This is a genomic window from Amycolatopsis nigrescens CSC17Ta-90 (assembly GCF_000384315.1).
Lineage (GTDB): Bacteria > Actinomycetota > Actinomycetes > Mycobacteriales > Pseudonocardiaceae > Amycolatopsis > Amycolatopsis nigrescens.
On the sequence record NZ_ARVW01000001.1, the window covers coordinates 248,550 to 271,117 of the forward strand.

Consider the following 22,568-nt stretch of genomic DNA (forward strand, 5'->3'; position numbering starts at 1 on the left):
CGCGGACTTCCCGCCACACATCGTCAGCAAGAGGAGCGAATCGTGACGGGATCCGCCGTTTCCGGCCACCGGCATGCGCAACTGCACCGGCTTCACACGGCGGTGCTCGACCGGGCCTGCGCCACGCTGTGCCTCGACGTCTTCGACACCGTGCTGTGGCGACGAGTGCCGCGGCCGACCGACCTGTTCGGCCTTCTTGGTGCCCGGCTCCGCGATGACGGCCGGTGCCCGTCGTGGGTCACCGACGCCACCTTCCGCCAGCTGAGGATCGACGCGGAACGCGCGGCACGCGCACAAGGCGATGCCCTTGGCGGCGAGGTATCGCTCACCGAGATCTGGCGTGCCATGCCGCTGTCCCTGTTCCGCGACACCACGCTGGACGAACTGATCCGGGCGGAGGTCGACCTCGAACGCGCGATGACCGAGGTCGACCTCGACATCGCGGCGGTGGCCCGCCTAGCCCGGCGCGGCGGGATCCCGCTGGCCTTGGTGTCGGACACCTATTTCAGCCGGGAACAGCTCGCTCAGCTGCTCGACCGTCCCGAACTCGACGCTTTGCGCGGTGCCCGAATTTTTCGCTCGCAGGAGTACGGAGCAGACAAGTCCAGCGGACTGTGGGACATCGTCGCCCGGGAACTCGGTCACAGCCCGGAGCGGATTCTGCACGTCGGTGATCACGAGACCGCCGATCACGAGATCCCTGGCAAACTCGGCATCCGCACGGTGCACTACCGGCGGCTGGACGAGGACTTCAGCCGAATGCTCGAGCGTGAACAAGAACCCGTGAACGCCCTCGGGCCAACCGTCACCGGCCTCGACCAGGAGCATGGTGACTTCGGACTGACCAGCATGCGGGCGAAGGTCCTCCAGACCGGCGGCCGGACGACGTCTTCGGCCACCGGGACCGCCTGGCGGTTCGGTGCCGCCGTGCTCGGACCCGTGCTGACCGGGTTCGCCGAATGGGTAGCCCTGCGCGCGCACGCGGCGGGTCTGCGCACCGTCTGGTGTCCGATGCGTGAGGGTGAATTGCTCTCCGAACTGGTGAACAACGCCGCCGACGCGCGCGGGCTGGCGGTCGTGGCCAAACCGGTGTGGTTGTCCCGCCACGTGGCCTCACTGGCCGCGCTCGACTGCACGAGCCGGAGGGCGGTCCAGGAGTTCATCCGAGGGCGCCACTTGCTGACGGTTCGGCAGTTGCTGGAGGTACTGCACCTGCGCGCCGGCGAGATCCCCCACCTGGCGGCGGAACTCGACACGCTGCTCGACAACCGGCAAGTCGCCGCCCAGCTCGGTGTCGCACTCACCGAAACCCCTCATCTGCTGAACCGGCTACGGGTCACCACCACCGCAGCCCGCGAGCGGCTGCTCAAAGCGCTTCGGGACGCCGGTGCCCTGGCCGGCTCCGAACTCCCGCTGGTCGATCTCGGCTGGGGCGGCACCATCCAGCTGCACCTGGCACGCGTGCTCCGGATCGCCGGGACTGGGACCACCACGACGGGGTTCTACCTGGCCACGGACGCTCGATCGGCCCGCTTGTACAGCGCCGGGCTGCGGGCCGAGGGCTACCTCGGCCAGGCCGGACACCCCAGGGAGATCGTCGGTGTCCTCGCACGGAGCCCGGAAGTGGTGGAGCAGTCGGTGAACGCGCTCTGCGGATCCCTCGTCGATTTCACCGACGACGGCTCCCCCGTCCTGGCTCCCGTCACGGCCACCACGTCCCAGAACCGCGAACGCAGGTCGGTGCAGGAGGGCGTACTGACCTTCCAGCGGTACTGGAACCGGCAGGTGCGCACCGCCACCGACTGGCCGACGCTGACCGGCGCAGCCCGCCCACGGCTGGCCAACATCCTCACCGCGGCGCTGAAGACCCCGACCACCGACGAGGCCACGCTCTTCGGCAACTGGCGGCACGAAGACAACTTCGGCTCCACCGTGGTCACGCGCATCCTGCCCGACGATCTCGCACCGGCGATCCCGTACCTTTCCCCGGCCGACCTCGGCGACCTGGGCATGCGCGATTCGTTCTGGCCCGGCCTGCTCGCGGCCTCCGACCCGCATCTCGCGGCGGCGGCCCGCGCGATCTCCGCCGGGGCGATCGAGCCCGCCGCGTTCGAACCAGCCGGGGAACCCTCGGCCACTACCTTGCGCTACCGCACCGCGGACGGTGAATGGCACGACGGCTCGAGCCGCCGCGTCCGGATCAACCACAACGGCCTTTCCTTCGCTCGCATGGACCTCCAGACCTCCGGTGCCACGCACGTCTCGCTGGCCGTTCCCGGCCGGCCCGCGCTGGTCAGGGTGGACTGGATCGAAGCCGCAACCGTCACCGGCGGACGACACGAGGTGTTGCGGTGGCAGACACCCGCCGATTTCGCCGGACTGACCTTTGTGGACTGCGCCTGGCTGGGTGCCAACCTCATCGAGTTCCACTCCCCACTCGCCGCCGTCTGGCTCCCGTTGTCCGCCGAGCACGGGGCACCGGCCACCTCGGTGCGGATCACCGCGGGGTTCGCGATGCTGCCGCGATCGAGATCCGGGCTCGGGTACCGTTTTACCCCCGCCGGTCCCATCACCCGACTGGGAGCCATAGCTGAGCACGTTCACCGGTCCCGCGGAATTGCAGGGCTGCTGCGCTTCGCGGCGCGGGCCCTGCTCCGGCGGATTGCGCGTGTCCGATGACTGCCGAGTGCACCGGACCCGGCAGCCGGCACGATCCGCACGCCCAAGCGCGGCACGCCCGGCAGTCCCCGCTGCTGCTGCACTCGCTGTCGGTGTTCCGTGAGATCTTCGAACTCCTCTTTGAACACCGCGAGATCGGGACCGTCGTAGAAGTCGGCGTGGAATCGGGGGAAGTCAGCGCGCTCTACCTCGAACTTGGCGCCACGACCGTGCACTGTGTCGAGCCGTCACCGTCCCCCGACCTCCGCACTGCCATCGCCGAGCGCGAGGGACTGCATCTGGTCGAAACGCCGTCACCCGCCGCCCTGACCGCACTGCCCGCGGCCGAGCTGTACATCCTGGACGGCGACCACAACTACGCAACCGTCAAGCACGAGCTCGACTGGATCCTGCGACACGCACCGAACACCCTCGTCGTGCTGCACGACCTGCTCTGGCCCTGTTCCCGGCGTGACCTCTACTACCAGCCCTCACCGCTCCCGCCACCGCACCGGCACCCGGCCAGCACCGACGGACCCACCGTCTGGCACGACGAACTCACCCCGGCCGGATTCACCGGGCTCGGCTCCTTCACCTCCGCACGCCACGCCGGCGGCGAACGCAACGGCGTCCTCACCGCCGTCGAAGACGCCCTGGACGACGCAACCAACCCCTCCTGGCGGCTCCTGCTCATACCAGCGATTTTCGGCGCGGGAGTACTCTTCCGGCCCCAGAACCCCGCCGACGAACAGCTTCTGCGAAAACTCGAGCTTTACCAGAACTCACACCTGCTCGCAGCCATGGAAAACAACCGTATCGCGCTCTACACCCGCGTCCTCCAACTACAGTACGAGGCCGCCGCGCGCGACAGTCACCTCGACGCCCTCGCCGACCAGGTCGCCCACTACCGAGCCGAACTCGAGCGTCTCAAAACCGGGCCGGTTTCATAGCCGAATTCAGCCACCGACCGAACTTCACCGCGGGACGAGCCGGATCACCGGGTACTCCCGGTCGGACTTGCGCTGGTACTTCGCGTAGCGCGGCTGCGCGGCGGTGATGCGCTGCCATGCCTGTTCGCGGTCCGCGCCGTCGAGCCGCTGGGGCGTCACCGGCACGGTGCCCTGACCGGGCAGTTCGATCGACGCCCCGCCGGGGTGCGCCATCAGGTTGGCGTACCAGTCCGGGTGCCGGCGCCCACCGCCCGACGCGACGATCAGCCTGGCGTCCTCATCGTCGGCGAACCATGTCACCGGCGACTCCCGCGGCAGCCCGCTGCGGCGGCCCACCGTGTGCAGGATCAGCAGGTCCATGCCCATGAGCCGGCCGCCTTTGCGCCGGATGCGGGTGTTCGTGCGGACGTTCATCCGCCGCTGGAACCACAGCGACACCGCTGACACCGCCCCGGGCGAACCGCTCCTGGCCGTCTCCGCGTTCCCTGTCATCACTACCTCCGGTCAGTTTGTCCGTCGCTGGCAGTCACGCTAGCTACGGCTTGCTGACCGGTGCTTCTCGATTCCTGACCGGTGCTGGCGGCTACTCCCGGCCGTTGGGGTAGAGCCGATGCCACTTGAGGATCTCGACGAGCTTGTCCAGGGGCAGCGCTTCACGGGTGCCCCAGTTGCCGGTCATGCGCTCGGCCTTGGTGGCGGAGTTGAGCAGCGCTTCCTGGGTGGCCTCCACCACGGCGTGGAAGAACGGGTCGATCTCGTCGTTGTCGACGGCCTTGGCATCGCGCAGCGGCGCGGTTTCGCCGGCGCGGACGTCGTTGCCGGTGGAGAAGGCGAGGTAGATGTCCCCGTCACCGTTGGACGCGACGCCACCGACCAGGCCGAGGCCGATACCCGCGCGTTCGGCGAGCCTGCGGCATTGGCCGGGCAGCATGGGCGCGTCCGTCGCGACGATGATGATGCACGAACCCTGGGACTTGTCCGCGCCAGGACCCAGTGGCGGCGGCGGAGGCAGTTCCGCCCCGACCGGCGCGCCGTTGACCCGGAGATCACGTGGCCGGCCGAAGTTCGACTGCACGAAGACCCCGACGGTGTATCCGGTGCCGCGGTAGGGAACCACGCGCGAGGACGTACCGCTGCCGCCCTTGTAGCCGAAGAAGGACATCCCGGTGCCACCGCCGACGTTGCCCTCCGCGGGCAGGCCGCCCTTGGCGTCGGCCACCGCTCGCCGGACGTGCTCTTCGGTGATCCAGAACCCGTTCAGTTGGTTCAGCGGGCCGTCCCAGGTCTCGGCCACCACCGGCAGCCGCCACAGCAGGTCCTCGTTCTGCTCGGCCTCCAGCTTGACCAGGGTGTCCCGGACGATGCCGACCTGGTGGGTGTTGGTGATCCCGATGTTCGAGGTCAGCCAGCCGGACTCGGTGATCCAGTGCGCGCCGGTCAGCTCGCCGTTGCCGTTGTGCGAGTGGACCCCCGCGTAGCAGTAGTTGCGCCACAGGGGTTCGTCTCGGGGCACGATGATCGTGACACCGGTCCTGGCCATGTTCGGCGGCGGGCCGGGCCGGTCGAAGATCAAGGTCTGGTAGCCGACCTTGACCCCTGGCACGTCGGTGATCGCGTTGTGCCTGCCGGGCGGCAGCTCGCCGAGCACGATGCCGAGCTCCCGCAGCCGGTAACGCCTACCGCGCGGAATCCCCTCCCGCACCTCCGGCGGTACCTCGCTCGCTTCGGCGGCGCCGAACGGAACCGCCGCCGCCGCACCTGCGGTGACCGCGGTGGCGGCCTTGAGCACCTTCCGCCGGCCCACCGTTCCGAACGTGCCTTCGGAAGCTGACTGGTTCACGAGCACCTCCGAACCCACCAGGGAGATATCCGGGCACGAACCACGGTAGTGAGCGGAGAACGCCCCAGCTACGGTCGTTCGGCTTGTCGTGTCCCGGATTGACGCCAGACAGAACTGGAACTAGCCTAGTTGCAGTTCGGCTGGCGCAACGGTGATCACGAAGGGGGCAAGGTGGGTCTCAGCAGCAGGAGCGCGGTCGCGATGCACGCGCTCACCATGCTGGCGCGCTGGGACCATTCGCTGACCTCCGCGGAGATCGCGGACAGCCTGGCGAGCAACCCGGTGCTCGTGCGGCGCATCCTCGGCAGCCTGCGGGACGCCGGACTGGTGTGCTCCACCGAGGGACGTGGCGGCGGCTGGTCGCTCGCCCGCGCCCCACGTGAGATCACGCTCTACGACGCGTACACCGCCGTCGAAGCGGGACCGGTCCTGTCGCGGCACGCCCATCCACCCAGCGACGCGTGCGAAGTCGGGCGCCATATGCAGAACGTGCTCGACGCGGAGTTCCGGGACGCGGAACAGGCCATGCAGGAACGGCTCGGCCGGACGACCATCGCACACCTGCTGCGGCAGATCCTCGCCGCCGAACGAGCATTCGCAGCACAGACCAGCTGACCGGACACCGGCGGAGGCGGGCCCTCCGCCGCTCTTTTTACCCTAACTGTAACTAAAGTAGTTGCAGTAAAGTCGGGAACGGAGACCCCCGAATGACACGCAGCTCGACCGCCGAACGAACCGGCTCGGACCTGGCCCTGCTGGCGGTGCTGATGCCGGCGGTGCTCGTCACCGTCATCGCCAGCGACATGGTCAACCTCATGCTCCCGTCGATCGGAGCGGAGTTCGGGGCCTCCGAGGCAGAGCTCGCCTGGGTCGTCACCGGCTTCCTGCTGGTGTTCGCGGTCGGCATCCCCTTCTACGGCCGCCTTTCCGACCGGGTGAGCCTGCGGCGGCTGTTCGGTTTCGCGCTGCTGGTCTACGCCGCCGGCAGCCTGGTCTGCGCGCTCGCCCCGGATCTACTGGTGCTCGTGCTCGGCCGGATCGTGATGGGGGTTGGCGCGGCCGCGCTGCCGGTGCTCTCGATCATCGCCGTCACCAGGTTGATGCCGCTGGGCAAACGCGGCACGGGAATCGGTGTCGTCTCCGCGGCCGCGGGCATCGGCACCGCCGTCGGGCCCGCACTCGGCGGCGGGATCGGCCAGTTCCTCGGCTGGCCAGCGCTGTTCTGGCTGATGCTGGTGGTCGCGCTGGTACTGCTGCCCGCGGCGCTGCGCGTGCTGCCTGGCGAACCCCCGGCGGGCGCGGGACGGTTCGACCTTCCCGGCGGCATTCTCCTCGGCCTCGGCGCCGGGCTGGTCCTGTTCGGCATCACCCAGGCACAGGTCGCCGGGTTCACCGCGGCCACGTCCTGGGCCAGTCTCGTGGTGGCGGTGGTGGCACTGGCGCTGTTCGGATGGCGCACCGTCCAGGTCGCGCAGCCGTTCGTCCCGCCCGCGCTGTTCACCAACCGGGTCTACCGGGCCGCTGTCGCCACCGCGTTCCTGGCCATGATCGTCAACCTCGGCGGCCTGGTGCTCGTCCCGCTGCTGGTGGTCGACGTCAACGGTCTCGGCCCGGGGGCGGGTGCGCTGGTGATGATCCCGGCCGGGGCCGCCGTCGCCGTCCTCTCGCCGTTGATCGGCCGTCTCGCCGACCGCGTCGGCACCCGACCCCTGGTGCTGGCCGGCCTCGCGACGATGGGACTGTTCGCCCTGTTCCTCTCGACTTTCACCGGAACCACGTCGGTGATTCCCGCCGGCGCCGGGATTCTCGGGCTCAGCGTCGGCTTCATCTTCGTGATCACCCCGATCATCAGCGCCGCGGCCGGCGCACTGCCCGCCGATCAGGTCGGTGTCGGCCTCGGCATCCTCCAGGGAGCCCAGTTCCTCGGCGCCGGCACCGGCCCGGCCCTGCTCGGTGTCCTGCTGACCGCACGGCGGCAAAGCGACGACGGCGCCGTCAACCCCCTGTACGCCGGGCACGAAGGCACCGCCTTCTCCGACGCCTTCCTGGCCATGGCCGTGCTCGTCATCCCGACCCTGATCATCGCGTTCCGCATGCGCCCCGCGGCACCTTCTCGCGACACAGCCGGACAAGACGCTTAACTCTGCCTGAACAGCCTGGACACCGGCGCACCCCCGCGAGTAAGAAGATGTGAAGAATTTTCCATATTCGAAGGAGTGCCATGAAGCCCGCGGTTCGCAGAATCCTGTGCGCACTGGCCACCGTCCTCCTCGCGACGACAGTCCTCAGCGGAACGGCGTCCGCGGCATCGGCGTCGGCCACCAACCTCACGGTGCTGAGCTTCAACATCTGGCAGCAGGGCTCGCACGGCGGGATCGACGCGGTGGTGAGGGAAATCCGCGCCTCGGGCGCCAACGTGGTCGCCCTGTCGGAGACCGGCGGGGGCGCCACCGAGGCCATCGCCGGCGCGCTCGGCTGGCAGCACACCGAGCCCGGCTGGGACGTCGACGTGATCAGCGCCCTGCCCATCGAGGAAACCGACTGGGAGTCGTGGAACGACACCGGCGCGAGGGCGATCGCGGCGAAGATCGCCGGCGTGTGGGTGTACTCGATCCACCTCGACTACACCAAATACGGGCCGTACAACGCGTGTTTCGACAAGGACAGCGTCGCCACGATCCTGGCCGACGAGACCAACCGGCGCCGGCAGGCCGAGCAGATCGCGGCCTGGACCGGCTCCAGCGCCGCCATCCTCGCCGGCGACCTCAACAGCCCCTCGCACCAGGACTGGACCGCCGCCACGGCCGCTACGCACTGCGGCTACACCGTTTCCTGGCCCACCACCACGGCGTTCACCGACAAGGGCTTCACCGACTCCTACCGCCGGCTGCTCCCCGACCCGGCCGCCAACCCCGGCAACACCTGGTCGCCGGTGGTGAAGGACAACAACGGCAGGCCCGAACCCCAGGACCGGATCGACTACGTCTTCTACCGGGGCGGCTCGATCACCCCGACCAGCACGCGCACCGTCGGCGGCGGCAGCGGCTGGCCCTCCGACCACCTCGCCGTCGTCACCAGCTTCACCGTCTCCTGACCCAGCGCCCCACCGGTGCTGAACAGGTTCGGCGCCACGGCGCCGAACCTGTCGTCGTGCGATGGTCCCTGATCCGGTACGAGGTCAGCGCGCAACAAGGCCCGGAGGAATAGACCACATACAATCAGGCCACGTACAATCAATCCCCACCTGCACCTCGGCGGGCTGGCCGGCCGCGCTCGGCGGTCCGGCGAGCAGCACGGCACCGAATGCGATCACGAAGCCCAGCGTGGCCCCGAATCTTGATGTTTTCGACTTCAGCATGATCGAATTCCCCTCTATTGACCCACAACCTGCCTTATTCCGCTGTGCCGGAATCGAAGTGGGGACCCGAGGATAGTTTTTTGATGTTGTGAACACCAGAGACCTTGCGGAGAATCAGAAAGAAATGTCGCGGCACGGCATCGCGTTCCATCGCACGGTGTCGATGTTGCTTTCGCTGTCGATCTGCTCGATCGCGGCGGCCCTGGCATCGACGGCCCGCTGGACGGCGTCGGCGAACTGGCGCGCCGCATGCAGGAGGACATCCACGTCGTCACCGTGGTCCCGGGTCACGTCCGCGATGGTGATGTAGGCGAGCCGGACCGCCCGGTACTGGTCGAGAACAGCGGCACGTACCTGGTCGGCCTCATGGCGCACCGGGGCCTCCAGCGCGGACAGCTCGGCGACCGCCCGGTCGTAGGTCGTGATGGTCCTGGTGTAGAAGTCCACCATCGCCTGCCGGGCGGCCGGGCTGGTGAGATCGCTGGCCGGCATCTGGTCCGAATCCAGCGTCGCGCGAGTGTCGTTCATCGTCGAGCACAGATCTTCGAACCACGCCCTGGTCTTCTGGTTCGCCGCCGTCGAAGAACAGCCGGCCAGCACTACGGCGAGAACGCATCCCGCGGCTATCCGGGCAGCACGCACCCGACCTGAAGTCCTGATCCTCCGCACCCGCAGATCGTCCCAGAAACCCCGCCGGCCGACAGTGTGGGTGGCGACAGGCCGATCGTCAAAGTAGGGATTTCCCCGGGGACGGCGGGCCCGGTCCGGGCTACCACCCCCGGAACCGGTTCCCGCCTGCAGTTTTGGTCAAGGCCCACCACGAGCCACCAGGAAAACCGCTGTCTAGAGTTTGTGGCCATTGAGCCGGTATCGCTACCTAATTTTAGGGAATCCGACCGTAAAAGAGACCAGCTAACTCACACGTTCGGCCTAATCGGTAGTGCTGTGCTGGCAGGACGCCGGCCTTCTTCCGGGACAGGTTCCCTGGTCAAGTATGCCTTGTAGTCCTAGTATCGGCTCTGCTCGGTCCCGCCCGCACGGTCGCGTCCCCTACCAGGACGCGCGCGGGCGAAAGCCGTGCCGACGTATGAAGGCCCACCACGGAAAACACCCACAGCCTAAAAGGAAACCACCGTGAATTCGACGGAACTTCTTGTTCTTGTCGCGGGAGTGTCCATTCTCGCGTGCTGCCTGCTCGCCGGTTACACCGTCCGGTCGCTCAAGTCGGCCGATCCGGCGAAGATCGCCAGGGTCCTGGTCGCGCTCACCGGTTTGATCGTGGCCATCCCGGCCGTGGTGTACGCGCTGGCCAGCCTCGTGAGCGCGTGATGAGCACCCAGGGCAACTCGCCGGTGGTCCGCTCCGCGCTCGCGCTCAACGTGCTCGCCGACAAGATGGGGTGGCTGCCGGGAAGTTTCATGAAGTTGATGAGCCCGCTCGGCCAGCAGTGGATCATCAACCGCAGCACCATCCTGCCGGTCGCGCAGGATCAGGTGTACCCGCTGGCCGACGAGCGCCACGCCCTGGTCATCCTGCACGGGGTCGCGGTGGCCGAGCACATCCACGCCGAACCGAACCTGCCCGGCCTGGACACCGTCATCGGCGCCGGCGACGTGGTCGGCGCCGACCGGCTGGTGATCGGGTCCACCCGCCTCGGCTCGGTACTCCAGGTGCGGTTCAAGACCTCCGGCACGGTGCTGCGACTGCCGCCGACCGCGTTCGAGCCGATGCACGGCGAACTCCGCCCCGACGAGAACGTCGTCGCGTTGCTGCAGGCCACCATGTGCACCTGCCAGCAGGAGGTCATCCAGCGCTCCTGGTTCGCCCTGCCGGTCGCCGACCGGGTCGCGCGGCTGCTGGCCCACCTCGCGGACAGGTTCGGCACCCCGGTCGCCGACAGCGACGACCGGGTGCTCGACTTCCGGCTGACCCAACAGGAACTCGCCTCCGCGGTCGCGGCCTCCCCCGCCTCGATCGACAAGGCGCTCGGGCGCCTCCGCGGCCGCGGCCGCATCACCACCGGCTACCGCCGCATCGTCGTGCACCGGCCCCGCAACGGCGCTCGCCGGCTGTAGCGCGACGGAACGCCCGGCTAGAGATCCGCCTCCGCCACAAGACGGCCCTGCCAGTCAGTCGAAGCAAGACAGGCTGCGGGGTTCGAGGATTTCCAACAGGGAGAGGTCGGTCGGCACCAGGGAGGTCGTCGACAGCAGTTCGATGATCAGATTGTGGTTGAGGGAATTGCCCACCGGTTCACCTACTTCGTCCCGGGTCAGGCCGGTCACTCCGGCGCGAGCCAACCGGGTACGCACTCGGACGACGACGTGCTCGACCTGCTTCTCGCTCCAGGGTTTGCCTTTCGGCGACAGCGCCCCAAGTTTCCGTTGGGTGGCCTCATGCAGTTCGGTGAGTTGCCGGGAGACCTGTTTCCGTGCCATGGGCTGCGGCTGCGGCTGCTGGAGCAAGTAACGTTGTGCCAGTGCGACCAGTACGAGCCGTTCCTCGGGGGTCAACGTCCATACCCTGCGCGGGGAGGTGATGTCATCCGGCTGGGCCGCTGGGAGCTGTCCGCATTCCCCGGCGACGTAGACCTCCAGCAGGTGCTGGCGGTCGCGGGCCCCTGGCACGAACAGCGCGGTGTATCCCTCGGGGAGGGGAACTGGTTCGTCCGTTGCGCACAACAGCCGGTCTTTCGGCAATCTCATCGACACTTTCCCGGTGTTGCGCACCCACCAGCGCTGTTCCCGGAAGACCAGCATGCCCTGGCGCCGGCTGACCGTGCGGTCGTCCGCGCCAACACAGATATGCACCTCATCGCTTTGCCGACCGAAAAGCAGGGTACGGCCGTCACTCGGCTTAACGGTGATACGCCCGGTGAGGGCCTGCGCGAAGATCGTGCCGGGCACGGAAGGCGGTACCCCGTAGGCAAGTGACATGCTCTGGCTCCCGTCAGGCTTTCGGAATTTTCTTGACGACCGCGTCGGCCAAGGTGGTGACCGGTGCGCAGTACTGGTCCGATGGCAACGGTCCGGACATCAGCACCAGTACCGTCTCGGCCGAGCGGGAACCGCGCGGGTCGGTGTAGAAGCGGTGCACCATCTTGACCTGGCAACTGTCCGACTCGTATTCGTTGACGCCGACATACGCTTCGCGATCGCCGATCCTGACCTGCTTTCCGTCCCGGCCATCCGGGGGCGACGCGTGGTCGAACCGCACGCGGACGGTCGTACTCGAAGCCGAGTCCTCCCATTCGCAGTCCCAGTTGGCGAATGCGGGGTCGACCTGTGGCGTGTCCAGCTTGGCGACCGTGGCCAGCGCCCCGGCATCGAGCAGGGTGCAGGCGTCGAGTCTGGCCAGTGACGCGGAGTTGGCTCGCGTGGTCCGCCGCGGCATCCCGGACGCGGACAACACCCCGACCGCAACCTGGGTCGCGGTATCGGCGATCGCGCAGAGATCGGACTGGTCCGGGTCGGATTCCCAGCGCGCCACGACATCCACCCGGTAGCCGTCATGCAGGTGGATGAGCCTGCCGCACTCACCACCCTTGTACGAATCCCGCGACACCTCGAACGGCCCGACCCGCACCACGTCGCCCTCCGGGGGAAACCCGGATCCAGGCGGATCGAACAGCTCCACCTTGACGTCGATCTCCTTCCCACCGGGCCGTTCCACCACCACGTCGCACCGGCTGAAGCCGCCGTAGTCCGAATCCAGCGTCGCCTCCCCGTACTCCTTGAGCCGGGCAAGGTCGAGCAGTGGGCACGGATCGACCGCACGGACATCACCACCTACGCCCACCCGCGCGGACAATGCGCTCGCGGCGGGTGGCGAAGTGGAAACGCCGTCCACACCGTCGAAGTTGACCACGGAGACGACCACCGCGATCAGAACCACCACGGTCACGGCCGCACCCGCCTGCACCCGGCGCCGAGTGGTCCAGCGGAATGAGTTCCACCGCGGGGTCCGGCCGGACCGCCGGGCCCCGGTGGGTGCCGGACGCGCCGGGAGGTCGTCGGTCGAAGTGCCGTTGCGGCACGCCGTCAGCAGTGGCCGCACCTCGGAAGCCTTCGGCCGCTCCTGCGGATCCATCCGCATCAGCGTGGCCAGCACCGGCTCCAACTCGCCCGCGCATTGAGGCGGGGTCACCGCACCGGCCACGGTCTTACGGAGCACCGCATACGGATTCGCACCGGCAAACGGCGGCTTACCCTCCACCGCCGCGTAGAGCGTCGCACCGAGCGCGAAGACATCCGCGGCCCTGGTTGGCTCCACCCCGTCGGCCACCTCGGGCGCGATGTAGCCCGGCACACCGCCGACCACCGGGGCCTGGGTGATCGTCTCATCGGTCAGCACCGAGCGGGAAATCCCGAAGTCGGTCAGCTTGACCGCGCCCAGCGCGGTGATGAGCACATTGCCCGGTTTGATGTCGCGATGCACGATCCCTTGCCGGTGTACCGCTTCCAGCGCGTCGGCGAGCTGCCGGCCGATCTCGATGACGGTCGGCACCGGCAAGGATCCGTGCACCAGCATTTCGGCGAGGCTGAATGCGGGCACCCATTCCATGACCAGCCACAACCCGTCACCTTCGACGAAGGCGTCGTGGACCGTTACCACGTTCGGATGTTGCAGCCCGGCGGCCAGCTTCGCCTCGCGCAACAGTTTCTGGCTACTCGCCGAATCCGGCAGTTTCGCCTGTTTGAGGGCGACCATCCGGGAAAGACGGTGGTCAAAGGAGCGCCAGACCACTCCCATCCCGCCGGAGCCGATCTCTTCGAGGAGCTGGTAGCGATCCGCGATCAGCTGATTGGTCTCGGCTGCCGCACCCTCTCGAGCCCGGCTGAACTGTGCCGCGTATTGCGATTGGCGCATTTCCGGAGGTTTCATCGCACGGACCAGTTCAGCGACCTGCGCCATGTGGAGCCCGGCGGCCTGCGATGAACTCTGCTGCGCGCGGTGCGGTCATTTTCCTTCCCCGTTGATTCCGTTGGCGGCCCGCACTCCAGCGGACCGGGCGAGCACCTTTCGTCAAACCCTAGACCAGTGGACCAGGTGGTGTGAGGGCTGTTCGGCCCCCACTGTCCGCTACTGGCGTTACAGGTCGTCGACCCGGACGATTCCGTCCTGAATCGCCCGTGCCACCAGTGCCGCCTTCGTCGGTGCGGGTCTGCCGGCATTGGCGTATTTGATCCGCACCCGATCCAGATATCCGTTGACCGTGCTGACCGATAATCCGAGCTTCTCCGCAACCATATCCTTGGATTCACAGGTGAACCAGTTGATCAGTACATCTTCCTCGCGGGGAGACAACCGCGGGCGGCTACTGTTGGTGTCGGTGCCGAGCGCGCCAGCCATGGCCGGTGGGGTGTAGGGCCGATCCTGGGCGGCGGCATGGATCGCGGCGACCAGATGATCTTCTCCCTCGGCTTTGGCCAGGTAGACGGCGGCACCGATTTCGAGGCAGTTCAGCGCGGTATCCCGGTCGTCGCGCATGGTGTACACGATCACCTTGCGGCCGTCGTCGACCAGACGTTTCAGGTCCGCGTAGGCGGGGGTGGCCGATCCCAGCAGGAGGTCGAAGATCACCACGCGCGCCGAGCGTCCGGGCTGCCGCCAGGCCACGGCCACGCCGGGCCCCGCATCGACCACGTGGACGGGCGGCTCTGCTTCGGCGCACCACGCACGCACCCCGGCGAGCACGACCGGGTGGTCGTCGACCAGCACCGCCGTCACGGATTGTTCCTTTCCCACCTGGCCTCCACCCACACTCGCCCGGCCCGCTCCAGGCCGGACACGGTAACGCCGGCGTTGCCGCGTCCGGGGACGGCATCCGCTGGCGCGTTGGCGATCACGCTCACTATCACCTTTTCCGGGGACCCGACGACGGTCACCCGCACCCCCGACCGGGCGGCGGCGAGTACCGCGATCACCGGTTCGGTCAATTCCCGGCGCACCGCCTTCGCCAGTTGCGGGCGCTGGCCGCGTACCGCCAGTGCGACCGCCAGCCCCTTGCGCTCGGCCGTGCCGAGGCAGGAGTTCAGCTCGTGCAGGAGCGGATCGGATACGTCGTCGCTTTCCGCGAAAAGGCGGCGCATTCTGGCCGCCTCGATCGCGCATTCGGTACGCACCCCTTCGTCGCCGGGATCCAGCCGGCCCGAGGCCAGCCCGTCGAGCAGCGGCACGACGCTCGTCGCGAGTTGGGCGTACCGTTCGCCGCGGTCCCGATGCAGTTGCTCGGCCACGGCATGGCCGGTCCGCACCTCTTCCTGCTCCTGCGCCGTGCGCGCCGCGGTCACCGATACTCGCCGCAGCCACAGGGCGCCCATGGCCACCGCGAGCTGGAAGGCCACCGGAAGGATGCTGGCCAACAACAGTTCGGCAAGGACGAGCCGCCCTCCGTGACCGGTACCGATGACGTAGCCGAAGCTCAGCACGACATGGACGGCCAGGAACAGTCCCACCGCCTGTACCGAGTAATCGAGCAGCAGCAGGAGCAGTACCCATCCGACGGCGCGGATCGACCAGCCCGCGTCCCCGCTCAGCCGCGCGGGCGGCGCGCCGACCAGTGCGGCCACCGCCGCGGCCAACACCAGTCCGGTGAGGATCCAGCGCCACCGGCCCAGCGGCCATCTCCGCCACAGGAAAACGCCGACGACGAGGGTGATCGCGATCAACACCGAAAATGCCGCGAGCTCCACCGCGAACGACCGGTAGATCCCGGCGCGGGCGGGAAACCACGGCAGGATCAGGAAGAACAGCACGGCCAGCGTGATGCCCAGGGTGGCCAGCCGCAGCGCGCGAAGGAAACGGGCCGCGGTCAGTTCCTGCCAGCCGCTATCCACCGGACCACTCCACCCGCACCCGGGTGCCGTGGCCGGGCCTGCTGGTCACGGTGGCCGTGCCGCCGGCTCGATGCATCCGCTCGATGATGGACAGCGAGACGCCGCGACGGTCGGGCGGCACCGCGTCCGGGGTGAAACCGCGGCCTTCGTCCACCACCTCGATGTGCACGCACCCGGCCACCGAGCCAACGGCCATGGACGCGGCCGGACAACCGGAATGGCGGAAGACATTGGTCAACGCCTCGGTCACGGCGCCGCACAGGGCCAGCCCGGGTGCCCGCGGGAGCACGAGTTCGGGCGGCAGGGACGAGGCCACCTCAAGCCGGCTGCGCGCAGCCGCCGCCGCGAGCAACGGGACCAGGTCCACTTCGGCGGCACCGTCGCGCTCCTCGCGCAGGATCGCGGCATCCCGGGTAGCCTGCTCGGCTAGCCAGGGCTGGCTTCCGTCAACGACCCCGGTGCCGACCATGAGCAGCGTGGCCGCCGCGGTGTCGTGCAGGGCACTGAGGTACTCGCGTTCATCGGCGCGCCGGGCAGCGGCGACCGCGGCGTCCCGGCGCGCCCGCTCCCGCTCGCCGATGATCTGGTCGGCGGTACGGCTGCCCCGACGCACCAGGCTCCACAGCCCGCGGGACAACGCGCCTTCGGCGACCAACCACACGTTGGTCACGGCACCGACCCAAGAGGTGGGATCGGCTCGTACGAGGCCGAGAATGTAAGCCAGGGTGAGCAGCCCGGTGATCGCCATTCCCACTCGCGGCCCGGTGTGCCACTGGCAGGCGACGATCACGATCGACACGACCATCAGCACCCAGCCGGTCCCGGCGTACAGGGAGTCCTTCGACAGCGCCGTCCACGCTTGGGTCAGGCACAAGGCGGCGACCATACCGGTGTCCGCGAGAATCAGCCACGAGCCGGCCCCGCGCCGCAGTGCGATCACGTACCCGGCGTTCCAGAGATTGATCGCCACCACGGCCCCGACGAGCGCTGCGTTACCGGGCCAGGCGGCAATGAGCGTGATCACGCCGGCACTCGCGATCACGGCTGTTCGCGAGATGGCCGCGGCCCGCCGGCCCAGCAGGTGAACTTCTCGTTCGACGGCGCCCGTGACCGACTCGCCCCGGAAGCGGCCTCGCCAGAGACCGGCGGACCGGTGCCCGGTTTCGGACGCGCTCGCCATGGCGTTCCCTTCAGCACCCGTGTATTCACCGCTGGGGCAGAACTGAACCTTATCGGTGCGCATACAGAAGCACCGGAACAGGCTGGTCGACGACATCACGGCGCGTTCGAGACCATCAAGAAACGTGTCTCGGATCTGGTTTCCACCGGTCGCCCCGATACGGTCAAGTCGATACTGCTCAATCTCTGTGGAAACGTCGGGTCGCCGCACCTGGCCGAGTTATTCCGGTCGCAGAACGACAGTCACCGTCCGGTTCTGCGCCCGGCCGTCCGCGGCCGTGTTGGGGAATGGTGGGTCGGCCGCGCCTGCGCTGGACAGCGCGAACATGGATAGTGGCAGTGCACTTGCCTGGGACATCCACTCCGCGGCAGTCTTGGCGCGGGCTTGGCCGAGGTCCACATTGTCGGTGAACTCGCCGGTGCCGGACACCGGCGAGTCCGAGGTGTGGCCGACAACGGCGACCGACACCTTGGTGCTAAGTCCGCGCAGCCGTTGGGCGAGCCCGGCCAAGGCCGCACGCCCATCGTTCGACAATTGGACGCCGGTCGTGAACACGCCGACGGGGAACGAGACGACCAGCGTCCCCGATTCGACGTGCGCGCTCGCCGCGCGATTGCCGGCGAGGGCCGCGGTGAGTTCGTCAAGTACGCCCTGCCGCCGCTGCGCGGTCTGATCGAGCCGGTCGTTGATCGCGTCAAGCTGCCGGGCTTGTTCACGCTGACTGCCCTGGACGCCGTTCAGCCCGGCGAGGACGGCCGGATCGGGTCCGGGCTGCTGCCTGGTCAGCAAGGCGCCGACGACACCGGCCCCGGTCACCACCCCCGCCGCCAGCGCGACGACCAGCACCACCCGGCCAGTGCGCGGCCGCACGCCTCTGGCCTGCAGTGCGGCGATCCGCCGCCGGCCCTCGCGCGCCCCGGGCAGGTCGCCGTCCAGCCGCTGCGCCAGCACCCAGCACTCGTCGGCATCGAACAGTTCACCGCGCTGGGCGTGGATCCTGGCCTGGAGGTCCAGCACCGCCGGATCGTCGCTGTCCCTGCCACCCAGTTCGCGCAGCACGTCCCCGGCCGCACGGTACTGGCCGTTCCTGGCCAGCTGGGTGGCGCGGGCGAGCGGCGCGATCGTGCCGGCGCTCATCGGTCACCGACGGTGACAGTGCTGCCGAACGGGCCCGAGATGTCGGCGATCTCGACGTCATCGGGCGCGATCTTCTCCAGCTGATTGTTGATCGAGTTCAGCTGGGCGCCGTCACCGCGGTCCAGTGCCGTCCTGCCCTCCCGGAGCAACCGCTGCACGCGCGGATCGGGATTGCCGGTCAGCCCCCGCTCGCGCGCCATGAAGATCACCGTATCCAGCTGGCCGGTCTCCTGTAGAACCTCGCGAAAGATGTCCCGCAGCACCCCGATCTGGCGTTGCAGCACCGTCCGGTCTCCCGCGGTGATGGCGGATTCCATCGTCCGCTCGGCATTGCGCAAATCGTTCCTGCGTGCGGCGCTGCCCGACTCGTTGACCAGCCCGCGCACCCCGTCCAGGACCGTGTACGCCTCGTCGACCAGTTCGGGGAACAGCAGTGCCGCCTCGACCTCGTCGAGAGTCGTCTGCGCATCCCGCAGCTGACGCTCGCAGGTCGACGCGGCGTCCGGATCGACCTCGGCGGCGTCAGCCAACTGCCGGATGCCGGCCAGCACCTCGTCCGCGCGGAACCGGTCGATCAGCTCTACCGCCTCGACCGCACCGGAGCGCACCTGGTCGGTACGATCGGCAAGTTCGGCGAACCGGTCGGCCAGATCGTCAACGGCCGCACCGAGATCCGCGCCATCGGCCGGTCCGGTGCGGCCGAGTTCCACCTGGATGGGGAACTCCTCGTCGAGCAGCGGCACGTAGGCGTCGGCGCGCGGCGCGAAGCTGGTGTCGATCCGCAGGTGCACCTCGACCTCACTGCCGGCCGGCACGTCCCGGCCGACCTCGGCGGGTGCGATGTCCAGCCGACCGATCAGCATGTTCCGGTCGGCCTTGGGCCGCTCGCCCTCGACGATGGGCACCCTGATCATGCCGGTCCGCTCGTTGCGCCGCACGTGCACCGTCGACCGGAGGATCAGCCGCTTCTTGGCCGGTAGCTCAGTTCCCTTGCGCACCAGCCATTCCACCTCGTTGTTGTCCAGGCCGACGCCGATCGAGTGACTGAGCGTCGGCGCCGTGCCGATGATCGGCGTATGCCGGTAAGGGATGAGATCCGGTTCGGTGGGCAGCAGGGTTCCCTTGGCGTCGCGCAGTTCGATGGTGTAGTTGTTCGTCGTCCGCTCGTCGGCGTGCAGCCGGGCGGCGAAGGTCCCCTCCGCGGTCAGTGGGATCCGGCCGCTGCGCCACGCGGGTTTTCCGTCCGGATTCACGAACTCGATCGTCGCGCCGGTCCAGTCCTGCGGCTGCGCGGTGCGCGGTGGCAGGCCGCCGACCAGTGGCTCGACATCCGAGCCCGCCGTCTTGTACTGCAGGTCCAGTACGACCCGGCCCTGGCTCAGCGCCTGCTCGGTCCGCTCGACGCGGTGCGGCATGCGCTGGGTGCCGGCGAAGATCGCCGCGCCACGAGCGACCACGGTAACCGGGTCGAGACTGTGGTCCAGCGCGATGCCAAGGCCTTCCGCCGGGTCTGCGAGCAGCTCGCGCAGGGCCGGCGCGATCGTGGTGCCGCCGACCAGCAGCACGCGCTCGATGTCGGCGGGGCCGAGACCGGAATCCGCGAGAGCCTTGTGGCACAGCGAGATCGACCGGCGGTAGAGCGGCAGCGCGGCCCTCTCGACGTCCGCCCTGGTCAGCTCGTACTCGAAGTCGAACTCCGGCTTGCCATCGGCGCAGTCGTTGAGCGTGAGCTGGATATCTACACTGTCCACTCGCGACAGCTGGATCTTGGCGCTCTCCGCCGCCGCCTTGAGTTTCGCCAGGTTGCCGGCCGACCTCCGGTGACCGCGGGCCAGTTCGGGCAGGTTGAACTCCTTCCGCGCGGCGGGAACGAGAACGTCCTCCACCAACGCCCAGTCGATCAGCTTGCCGCCGAGGAAGTTGTCCCCCGCATGGTTGACCGTGCTGAACTCGCCGTCGGCCACCTTCACGACGGCGGCGTCGAAGGTGCCGCCACCGAAGTCGTACACCAGCCAGAAGCCGCGGTCGTGCCCGAGTCGCGTGCTGTAGGCCCACGCCGCCGCGCTCGGCTCCTGGATCAGCGGCGCGAAGTCGAGGCCGGCCAGCACGGCCGCCTTGCGGGTGGCGTCGCACTGGTCGAGCTCGAAGGCCGCCGGCACGGTGATCACCGCGGCATGAATGCTTTCCCCGGAAGCCTGCTGCACGTCACCACGCAGCGACTTGAGCACTTCGGCGGACAGCTCCTCCGGGGTCATGCTCCGTCCGGCCACCTCGAACAGCTTGTGCTCGCCCACCACACCCATCTGGAGCTTGAATTCCGCGCAGGCGTTGTCCGGGTCCTCCTCGACCCGATCCTTGGCCGGCGCGCCAACGAGAATCTTCTGCGAGCGGCTGATGTAGACCGCGGAAGGCGTGTACTCGGCTTGCAGGTTGTTGCGGATCACCGTCGCGTCATCGGCCGTGGCCATTGCGATGGCACTGTTGGTAGTGCCGAGGTCGATACCGAAGTCAGTCGTCTCGCGAACCATCGTCCTGTCCTTTCTCGGGCACGCCCACGATTACGTGGCCGAGCTGGATGCATTGCCCGCCGCGATAGATCGACGGTCGCACGGTGTCCACAACTGTTTCCCTGTCCAGGTTCGACCGCGGCTCGTAGGCCAGTGCCTTCAACGACATACCGGGATCCCACACGAGGTCGTCATGGTCCTGCACGCGCACGCCCGCCTCGGCCAGCCGGTCGGACATGGACGTGAGATTCCTGGCCGCCAGTCGTTGTGCCTTCGGAACTTCGTCGTCTCCGGTGAACCTCTTCCGCACGCGCCACAGGTTGGTGACGATGTCCGCCACCGTCGCATCGTCCATATCGGACGGAGCGGCCGGCAACCGGTCGATCACCGGCTCCGGCTCAGGCTCATCCTGAGCCGGTCCCGGCGACGCCGGCTCCGATATGCGGAACTCCCGCGGAAACCTCAGCTGCCGGGCCCGCCGGCGAAAGTCAGTCAACCAGGCCATCCCTTCTCAGCCTCCCGCCACGGCGGCGGCCCACTTGTCCAGCCGCTGCCTGCGCCAGGCCAGCACACCCGCCGTCGCGAGGATCATCGCCAGGAACGTCAGCAGCCTGGCCGGATCTCCGAACGGCCCGATGACAAAGAACGCCAACAGCAACAACGCCACCAGCCGCCACCACCGGGTCAGCCTGCTCATCGGCACCTTGCCGTAGAAGTACAGGTCGTCCCGCAAATGGGCGGCGACTGGGATCACCGGCACGAAGAACACGGTGATGAAATGGGTGGTGACGAACTTTCCGCCGTCGCCCGTCCACCGCTTGCCCATCAGGTACATGCCCCAGCCGAACCACGAACCCCGGAACGGCAGCGAGCCGGTCAACGGCGCCCGAAGCGCCATCGGGTCGGCGAGCACCTTGTCGATCCCGTCGCGAAGCCGCTCATCGGTGGTGTGCCTGCGCAACGCGCGGAGCCGGTCGGCCGCCTTGTCGACCCTGCTCTTGACGCGAAGGTCCTCGACCTTGCCGGTCACGAGCTGGTCATTGATCACTGCCAGGTTCTTGTCGATCAGCTCGATCGTGGTGCGCTCCCTTGCCATGCTCCGCGCCTTGGGCAGCAAGGTCAGCGCCGGGCCACCGGCCGAGGTCAGATTGTCGTGCGACACCGCGCACAGGTTGAGCGACCTCGCGGACAGATCGTGCGCCGCGGCGGTGACCGGATCATCGGCACCTAGCAGTCCGGCGATCACCCGTAACGGCGACCGGACCTGTGTCAGCAGCGCGTGACCGGCGGTGATCGCGTCCTGAGGAGAGGTCAGCGAAACCCGGTCGGCCGTTTCGCAGGCGGTGTGCACCCGTGCTTCCGCCGGCCGTACCGCGTCCCGCAGGACCAGGTCGACCATGTCCTCATCGAACGGCGACTCGTCGAGCAGCCACAGATGCCGGTCCGCAGCCTCGACGCCGATCTCCTCGGCCGCTTTCACCGCGAGCGCGATACTGACCCCGGCGATGTGCGCCGGCAGGCGGTCGCGCAGCCGCCGGACCGTGCCGGTCGTCAACCGCGGGTCGCCGATCTCCTTCACCCGTCTTCTTGCCCAGTCCCAGGTTTCCTCCGACGACAGCACGTCGGCCCACGCCTGCAGTGCCACCAGCCACTCGTATCCCAGCGGATCTTCGTCCACCTCCGGCCGGCCGGGCGCACTGAACGACGGCCCTTCGAGCACGCCGCAGTGCCGGCGCACCGCGTAGTCGTGGTCGTCCTCGGTGCCCCGCAGCCACAGCAGTTCGTGCACCAGCCGCAGCACCGGGTTGCGCAACGACTCGAACGCGGCGTTCACCGCATCCCTGTCCGGAGCCGGGGCGAGCGGCAGCTCACCGGATGCCGCGGCCGGTGGCATCCCCAGTTGAGCGGCCAGCGCGGCTTCCTCGCGGCGACGGCGGATCTGCTGCGGCGACGCGCTGGTCGGCAGGCCGGTCATCCGGAACACGTTGTTGCGATACATGCCGGCGCCGGTGAGCTCGCGCAGCACGTCGTCCAGTTCGGTATCCGTCGGTCGCATCCGGCCCAGTCTCCCCGCCGGGTGCCTGTCCTCGGCCGCTGAT

19 protein-coding genes are annotated in these 22,568 nt (G+C 68.5%); 7 read left to right on the forward strand and 12 right to left on the reverse strand.

Annotated elements, in window-relative coordinates; all coding sequences use genetic code 11:
• Positions 1-42 precede the first annotated feature (42 nt).
• Positions 43-2,679 carry an HAD family hydrolase gene (locus tag AMYNI_RS0101125; protein WP_020666117.1) on the forward strand — a complete coding sequence of 879 codons (2,637 nt, stop codon included), beginning with the start codon at positions 43-45 and terminating at the stop codon, positions 2,677-2,679.
• Positions 2,676-3,608 carry a class I SAM-dependent methyltransferase gene (locus AMYNI_RS0101130; RefSeq protein WP_020666118.1) on the forward strand — a complete coding sequence of 311 codons (933 nt, stop codon included), beginning with the start codon at positions 2,676-2,678 and terminating at the stop codon, positions 3,606-3,608. Before AMYNI_RS0101125 ends, AMYNI_RS0101130 begins: the two co-directional genes overlap by 4 nt.
• Positions 3,609-3,632: 24 nt before the next feature.
• On the opposite strand, the gene AMYNI_RS0101135 is transcribed toward AMYNI_RS0101130, so the two are convergent.
• Positions 3,633-4,100 (reverse strand): nitroreductase family deazaflavin-dependent oxidoreductase, encoded by a 468-nt coding sequence (locus tag AMYNI_RS0101135; RefSeq protein ID WP_026359923.1) that lies wholly within the window; start codon positions 4,098-4,100, stop codon positions 3,633-3,635.
• 91 nt (positions 4,101-4,191) lie between these two features.
• Complete coding sequence (locus tag AMYNI_RS0101140) at positions 4,192-5,412, reverse strand: DmpA family aminopeptidase (RefSeq protein ID WP_245573845.1); 1,221 nt, start codon at positions 5,410-5,412, stop codon at positions 4,192-4,194.
• Between the two features lie 207 nt (positions 5,413-5,619).
• Between AMYNI_RS0101140 and AMYNI_RS0101145 the strand changes: the two genes are divergently transcribed.
• From AMYNI_RS0101145 to AMYNI_RS0101155, 3 genes are all read left to right on the forward strand, one after another.
• Positions 5,620-6,063 (forward strand): Rrf2 family transcriptional regulator, encoded by a 444-nt coding sequence (locus AMYNI_RS0101145; RefSeq protein WP_245573846.1) that lies wholly within the window; start codon positions 5,620-5,622, stop codon positions 6,061-6,063.
• Between the two features lie 92 nt (positions 6,064-6,155).
• Positions 6,156-7,589 carry an MFS transporter gene (locus tag AMYNI_RS0101150; RefSeq protein ID WP_020666122.1) on the forward strand — a complete coding sequence of 478 codons (1,434 nt, stop codon included), beginning with the start codon at positions 6,156-6,158 and terminating at the stop codon, positions 7,587-7,589.
• An 80-nt stretch (positions 7,590-7,669) separates the two neighbouring features.
• Positions 7,670-8,542, forward strand: a complete 873-nt coding sequence (locus AMYNI_RS0101155; RefSeq protein WP_020666123.1) for an endonuclease/exonuclease/phosphatase family protein — start codon at positions 7,670-7,672, stop codon at positions 8,540-8,542.
• A gap of 378 nt (positions 8,543-8,920) precedes the next feature.
• Here the strand turns inward: AMYNI_RS0101155 and AMYNI_RS0101160 are convergent, their stop codons facing one another.
• Positions 8,921-9,475 (reverse strand): hypothetical protein, encoded by a 555-nt coding sequence (locus AMYNI_RS0101160; RefSeq protein WP_157357212.1) that lies wholly within the window; start codon positions 9,473-9,475, stop codon positions 8,921-8,923.
• A gap of 465 nt (positions 9,476-9,940) precedes the next feature.
• Here AMYNI_RS0101160 and AMYNI_RS48755 point away from each other — a divergent pair, with 465 nt between their 5' ends.
• Both AMYNI_RS48755 and AMYNI_RS46935 read left to right on the forward strand, forming a co-directional pair.
• The gene (locus tag AMYNI_RS48755) at positions 9,941-10,135 is read left to right on the forward strand and encodes a hypothetical protein (protein ID WP_157357213.1); all 195 of its coding nucleotides are present in this window, start codon (positions 9,941-9,943) and stop codon (positions 10,133-10,135) included.
• Positions 10,135-10,881, forward strand: a complete 747-nt coding sequence (locus AMYNI_RS46935) for a helix-turn-helix domain-containing protein (RefSeq protein ID WP_020666126.1) — start codon at positions 10,135-10,137, stop codon at positions 10,879-10,881. Before AMYNI_RS48755 ends, AMYNI_RS46935 begins: the two co-directional genes overlap by 1 nt.
• A gap of 54 nt (positions 10,882-10,935) precedes the next feature.
• On the opposite strand, the gene AMYNI_RS0101175 is transcribed toward AMYNI_RS46935, so the two are convergent.
• From AMYNI_RS0101175 to AMYNI_RS0101215, 9 genes are all read right to left on the reverse strand, one after another.
• Positions 10,936-11,742, reverse strand: a complete 807-nt coding sequence (locus tag AMYNI_RS0101175; protein WP_026359926.1) for an FHA domain-containing protein — start codon at positions 11,740-11,742, stop codon at positions 10,936-10,938.
• A gap of 13 nt (positions 11,743-11,755) precedes the next feature.
• Positions 11,756-13,675: a serine/threonine-protein kinase gene (locus tag AMYNI_RS0101180; RefSeq protein WP_026359927.1), complete on the reverse strand. Its 1,920-nt coding sequence runs from the start codon at positions 13,673-13,675 to the stop codon at positions 11,756-11,758.
• 222 nt (positions 13,676-13,897) lie between these two features.
• The gene (locus tag AMYNI_RS49930; protein WP_020666128.1) at positions 13,898-14,536 is read right to left on the reverse strand and encodes a response regulator; all 639 of its coding nucleotides are present in this window, start codon (positions 14,534-14,536) and stop codon (positions 13,898-13,900) included.
• Positions 14,533-15,645 carry a hypothetical protein gene (locus tag AMYNI_RS49935; RefSeq protein WP_020666129.1) on the reverse strand — a complete coding sequence of 371 codons (1,113 nt, stop codon included), beginning with the start codon at positions 15,643-15,645 and terminating at the stop codon, positions 14,533-14,535. Before AMYNI_RS49935 ends, AMYNI_RS49930 begins: the two co-directional genes overlap by 4 nt.
• Complete coding sequence (locus AMYNI_RS43245; RefSeq protein ID WP_020666130.1) at positions 15,638-16,825, reverse strand: sensor histidine kinase; 1,188 nt, start codon at positions 16,823-16,825, stop codon at positions 15,638-15,640. Before AMYNI_RS43245 ends, AMYNI_RS49935 begins: the two co-directional genes overlap by 8 nt.
• Before the next feature lie 219 nt (positions 16,826-17,044).
• Positions 17,045-17,962 (reverse strand): OmpA family protein, encoded by a 918-nt coding sequence (locus AMYNI_RS0101200; protein WP_020666131.1) that lies wholly within the window; start codon positions 17,960-17,962, stop codon positions 17,045-17,047.
• On the reverse strand, positions 17,959-20,490 hold the full coding sequence (locus tag AMYNI_RS0101205) for an Hsp70 family protein (protein WP_020666132.1): 2,532 nt from the start codon (positions 20,488-20,490) through the stop codon (positions 17,959-17,961). The genes AMYNI_RS0101200 and AMYNI_RS0101205 overlap by 4 nt, the downstream gene beginning before the upstream one ends.
• Positions 20,471-20,965, reverse strand: coding sequence for a hypothetical protein (locus AMYNI_RS0101210; protein ID WP_169515688.1), 495 nt, complete (start codon positions 20,963-20,965; stop codon positions 20,471-20,473). Before AMYNI_RS0101210 ends, AMYNI_RS0101205 begins: the two co-directional genes overlap by 20 nt.
• A gap of 15 nt (positions 20,966-20,980) precedes the next feature.
• Positions 20,981-22,525 (reverse strand): hypothetical protein, encoded by a 1,545-nt coding sequence (locus AMYNI_RS0101215; protein WP_020666134.1) that lies wholly within the window; start codon positions 22,523-22,525, stop codon positions 20,981-20,983.
• Between the last annotated feature and the right edge of the window lie 43 nt (positions 22,526-22,568).

Bases quoted from the DNA above. Each gene is read 5' to 3' on its own strand.
- AMYNI_RS0101130 (WP_020666118.1), top strand. From the start codon at position 2,676: ATGACTGCCGAGTGCACCGGACCCGGCAGCCGGCACGATCCGCACGCC.
- AMYNI_RS0101135 (WP_026359923.1), bottom strand. From the start codon at position 4,100: ATGACAGGGAACGCGGAGACGGCCAGGAGCGGTTCGCCCGGGGCGGTG.
- AMYNI_RS0101150 (WP_020666122.1), top strand. From the start codon at position 6,156: ATGACACGCAGCTCGACCGCCGAACGAACCGGCTCGGACCTGGCCCTG.
- AMYNI_RS0101155 (WP_020666123.1), top strand. From the start codon at position 7,670: ATGAAGCCCGCGGTTCGCAGAATCCTGTGCGCACTGGCCACCGTCCTC.
- AMYNI_RS46935 (WP_020666126.1), top strand. From the start codon at position 10,135: ATGAGCACCCAGGGCAACTCGCCGGTGGTCCGCTCCGCGCTCGCGCTC.
- AMYNI_RS0101175 (WP_026359926.1), bottom strand. From the start codon at position 11,742: ATGTCACTTGCCTACGGGGTACCGCCTTCCGTGCCCGGCACGATCTTC.
- AMYNI_RS0101180 (WP_026359927.1), bottom strand. From the start codon at position 13,675: ATGCGCCAATCGCAATACGCGGCACAGTTCAGCCGGGCTCGAGAGGGT.
- AMYNI_RS43245 (WP_020666130.1), bottom strand. From the start codon at position 16,825: ATGGCGAGCGCGTCCGAAACCGGGCACCGGTCCGCCGGTCTCTGGCGA.
- AMYNI_RS0101200 (WP_020666131.1), bottom strand. From the start codon at position 17,962: ATGAGCGCCGGCACGATCGCGCCGCTCGCCCGCGCCACCCAGCTGGCC.
- AMYNI_RS0101205 (WP_020666132.1), bottom strand. From the start codon at position 20,490: ATGGTTCGCGAGACGACTGACTTCGGTATCGACCTCGGCACTACCAAC.
- AMYNI_RS0101215 (WP_020666134.1), bottom strand. From the start codon at position 22,525: ATGCGACCGACGGATACCGAACTGGACGACGTGCTGCGCGAGCTCACC.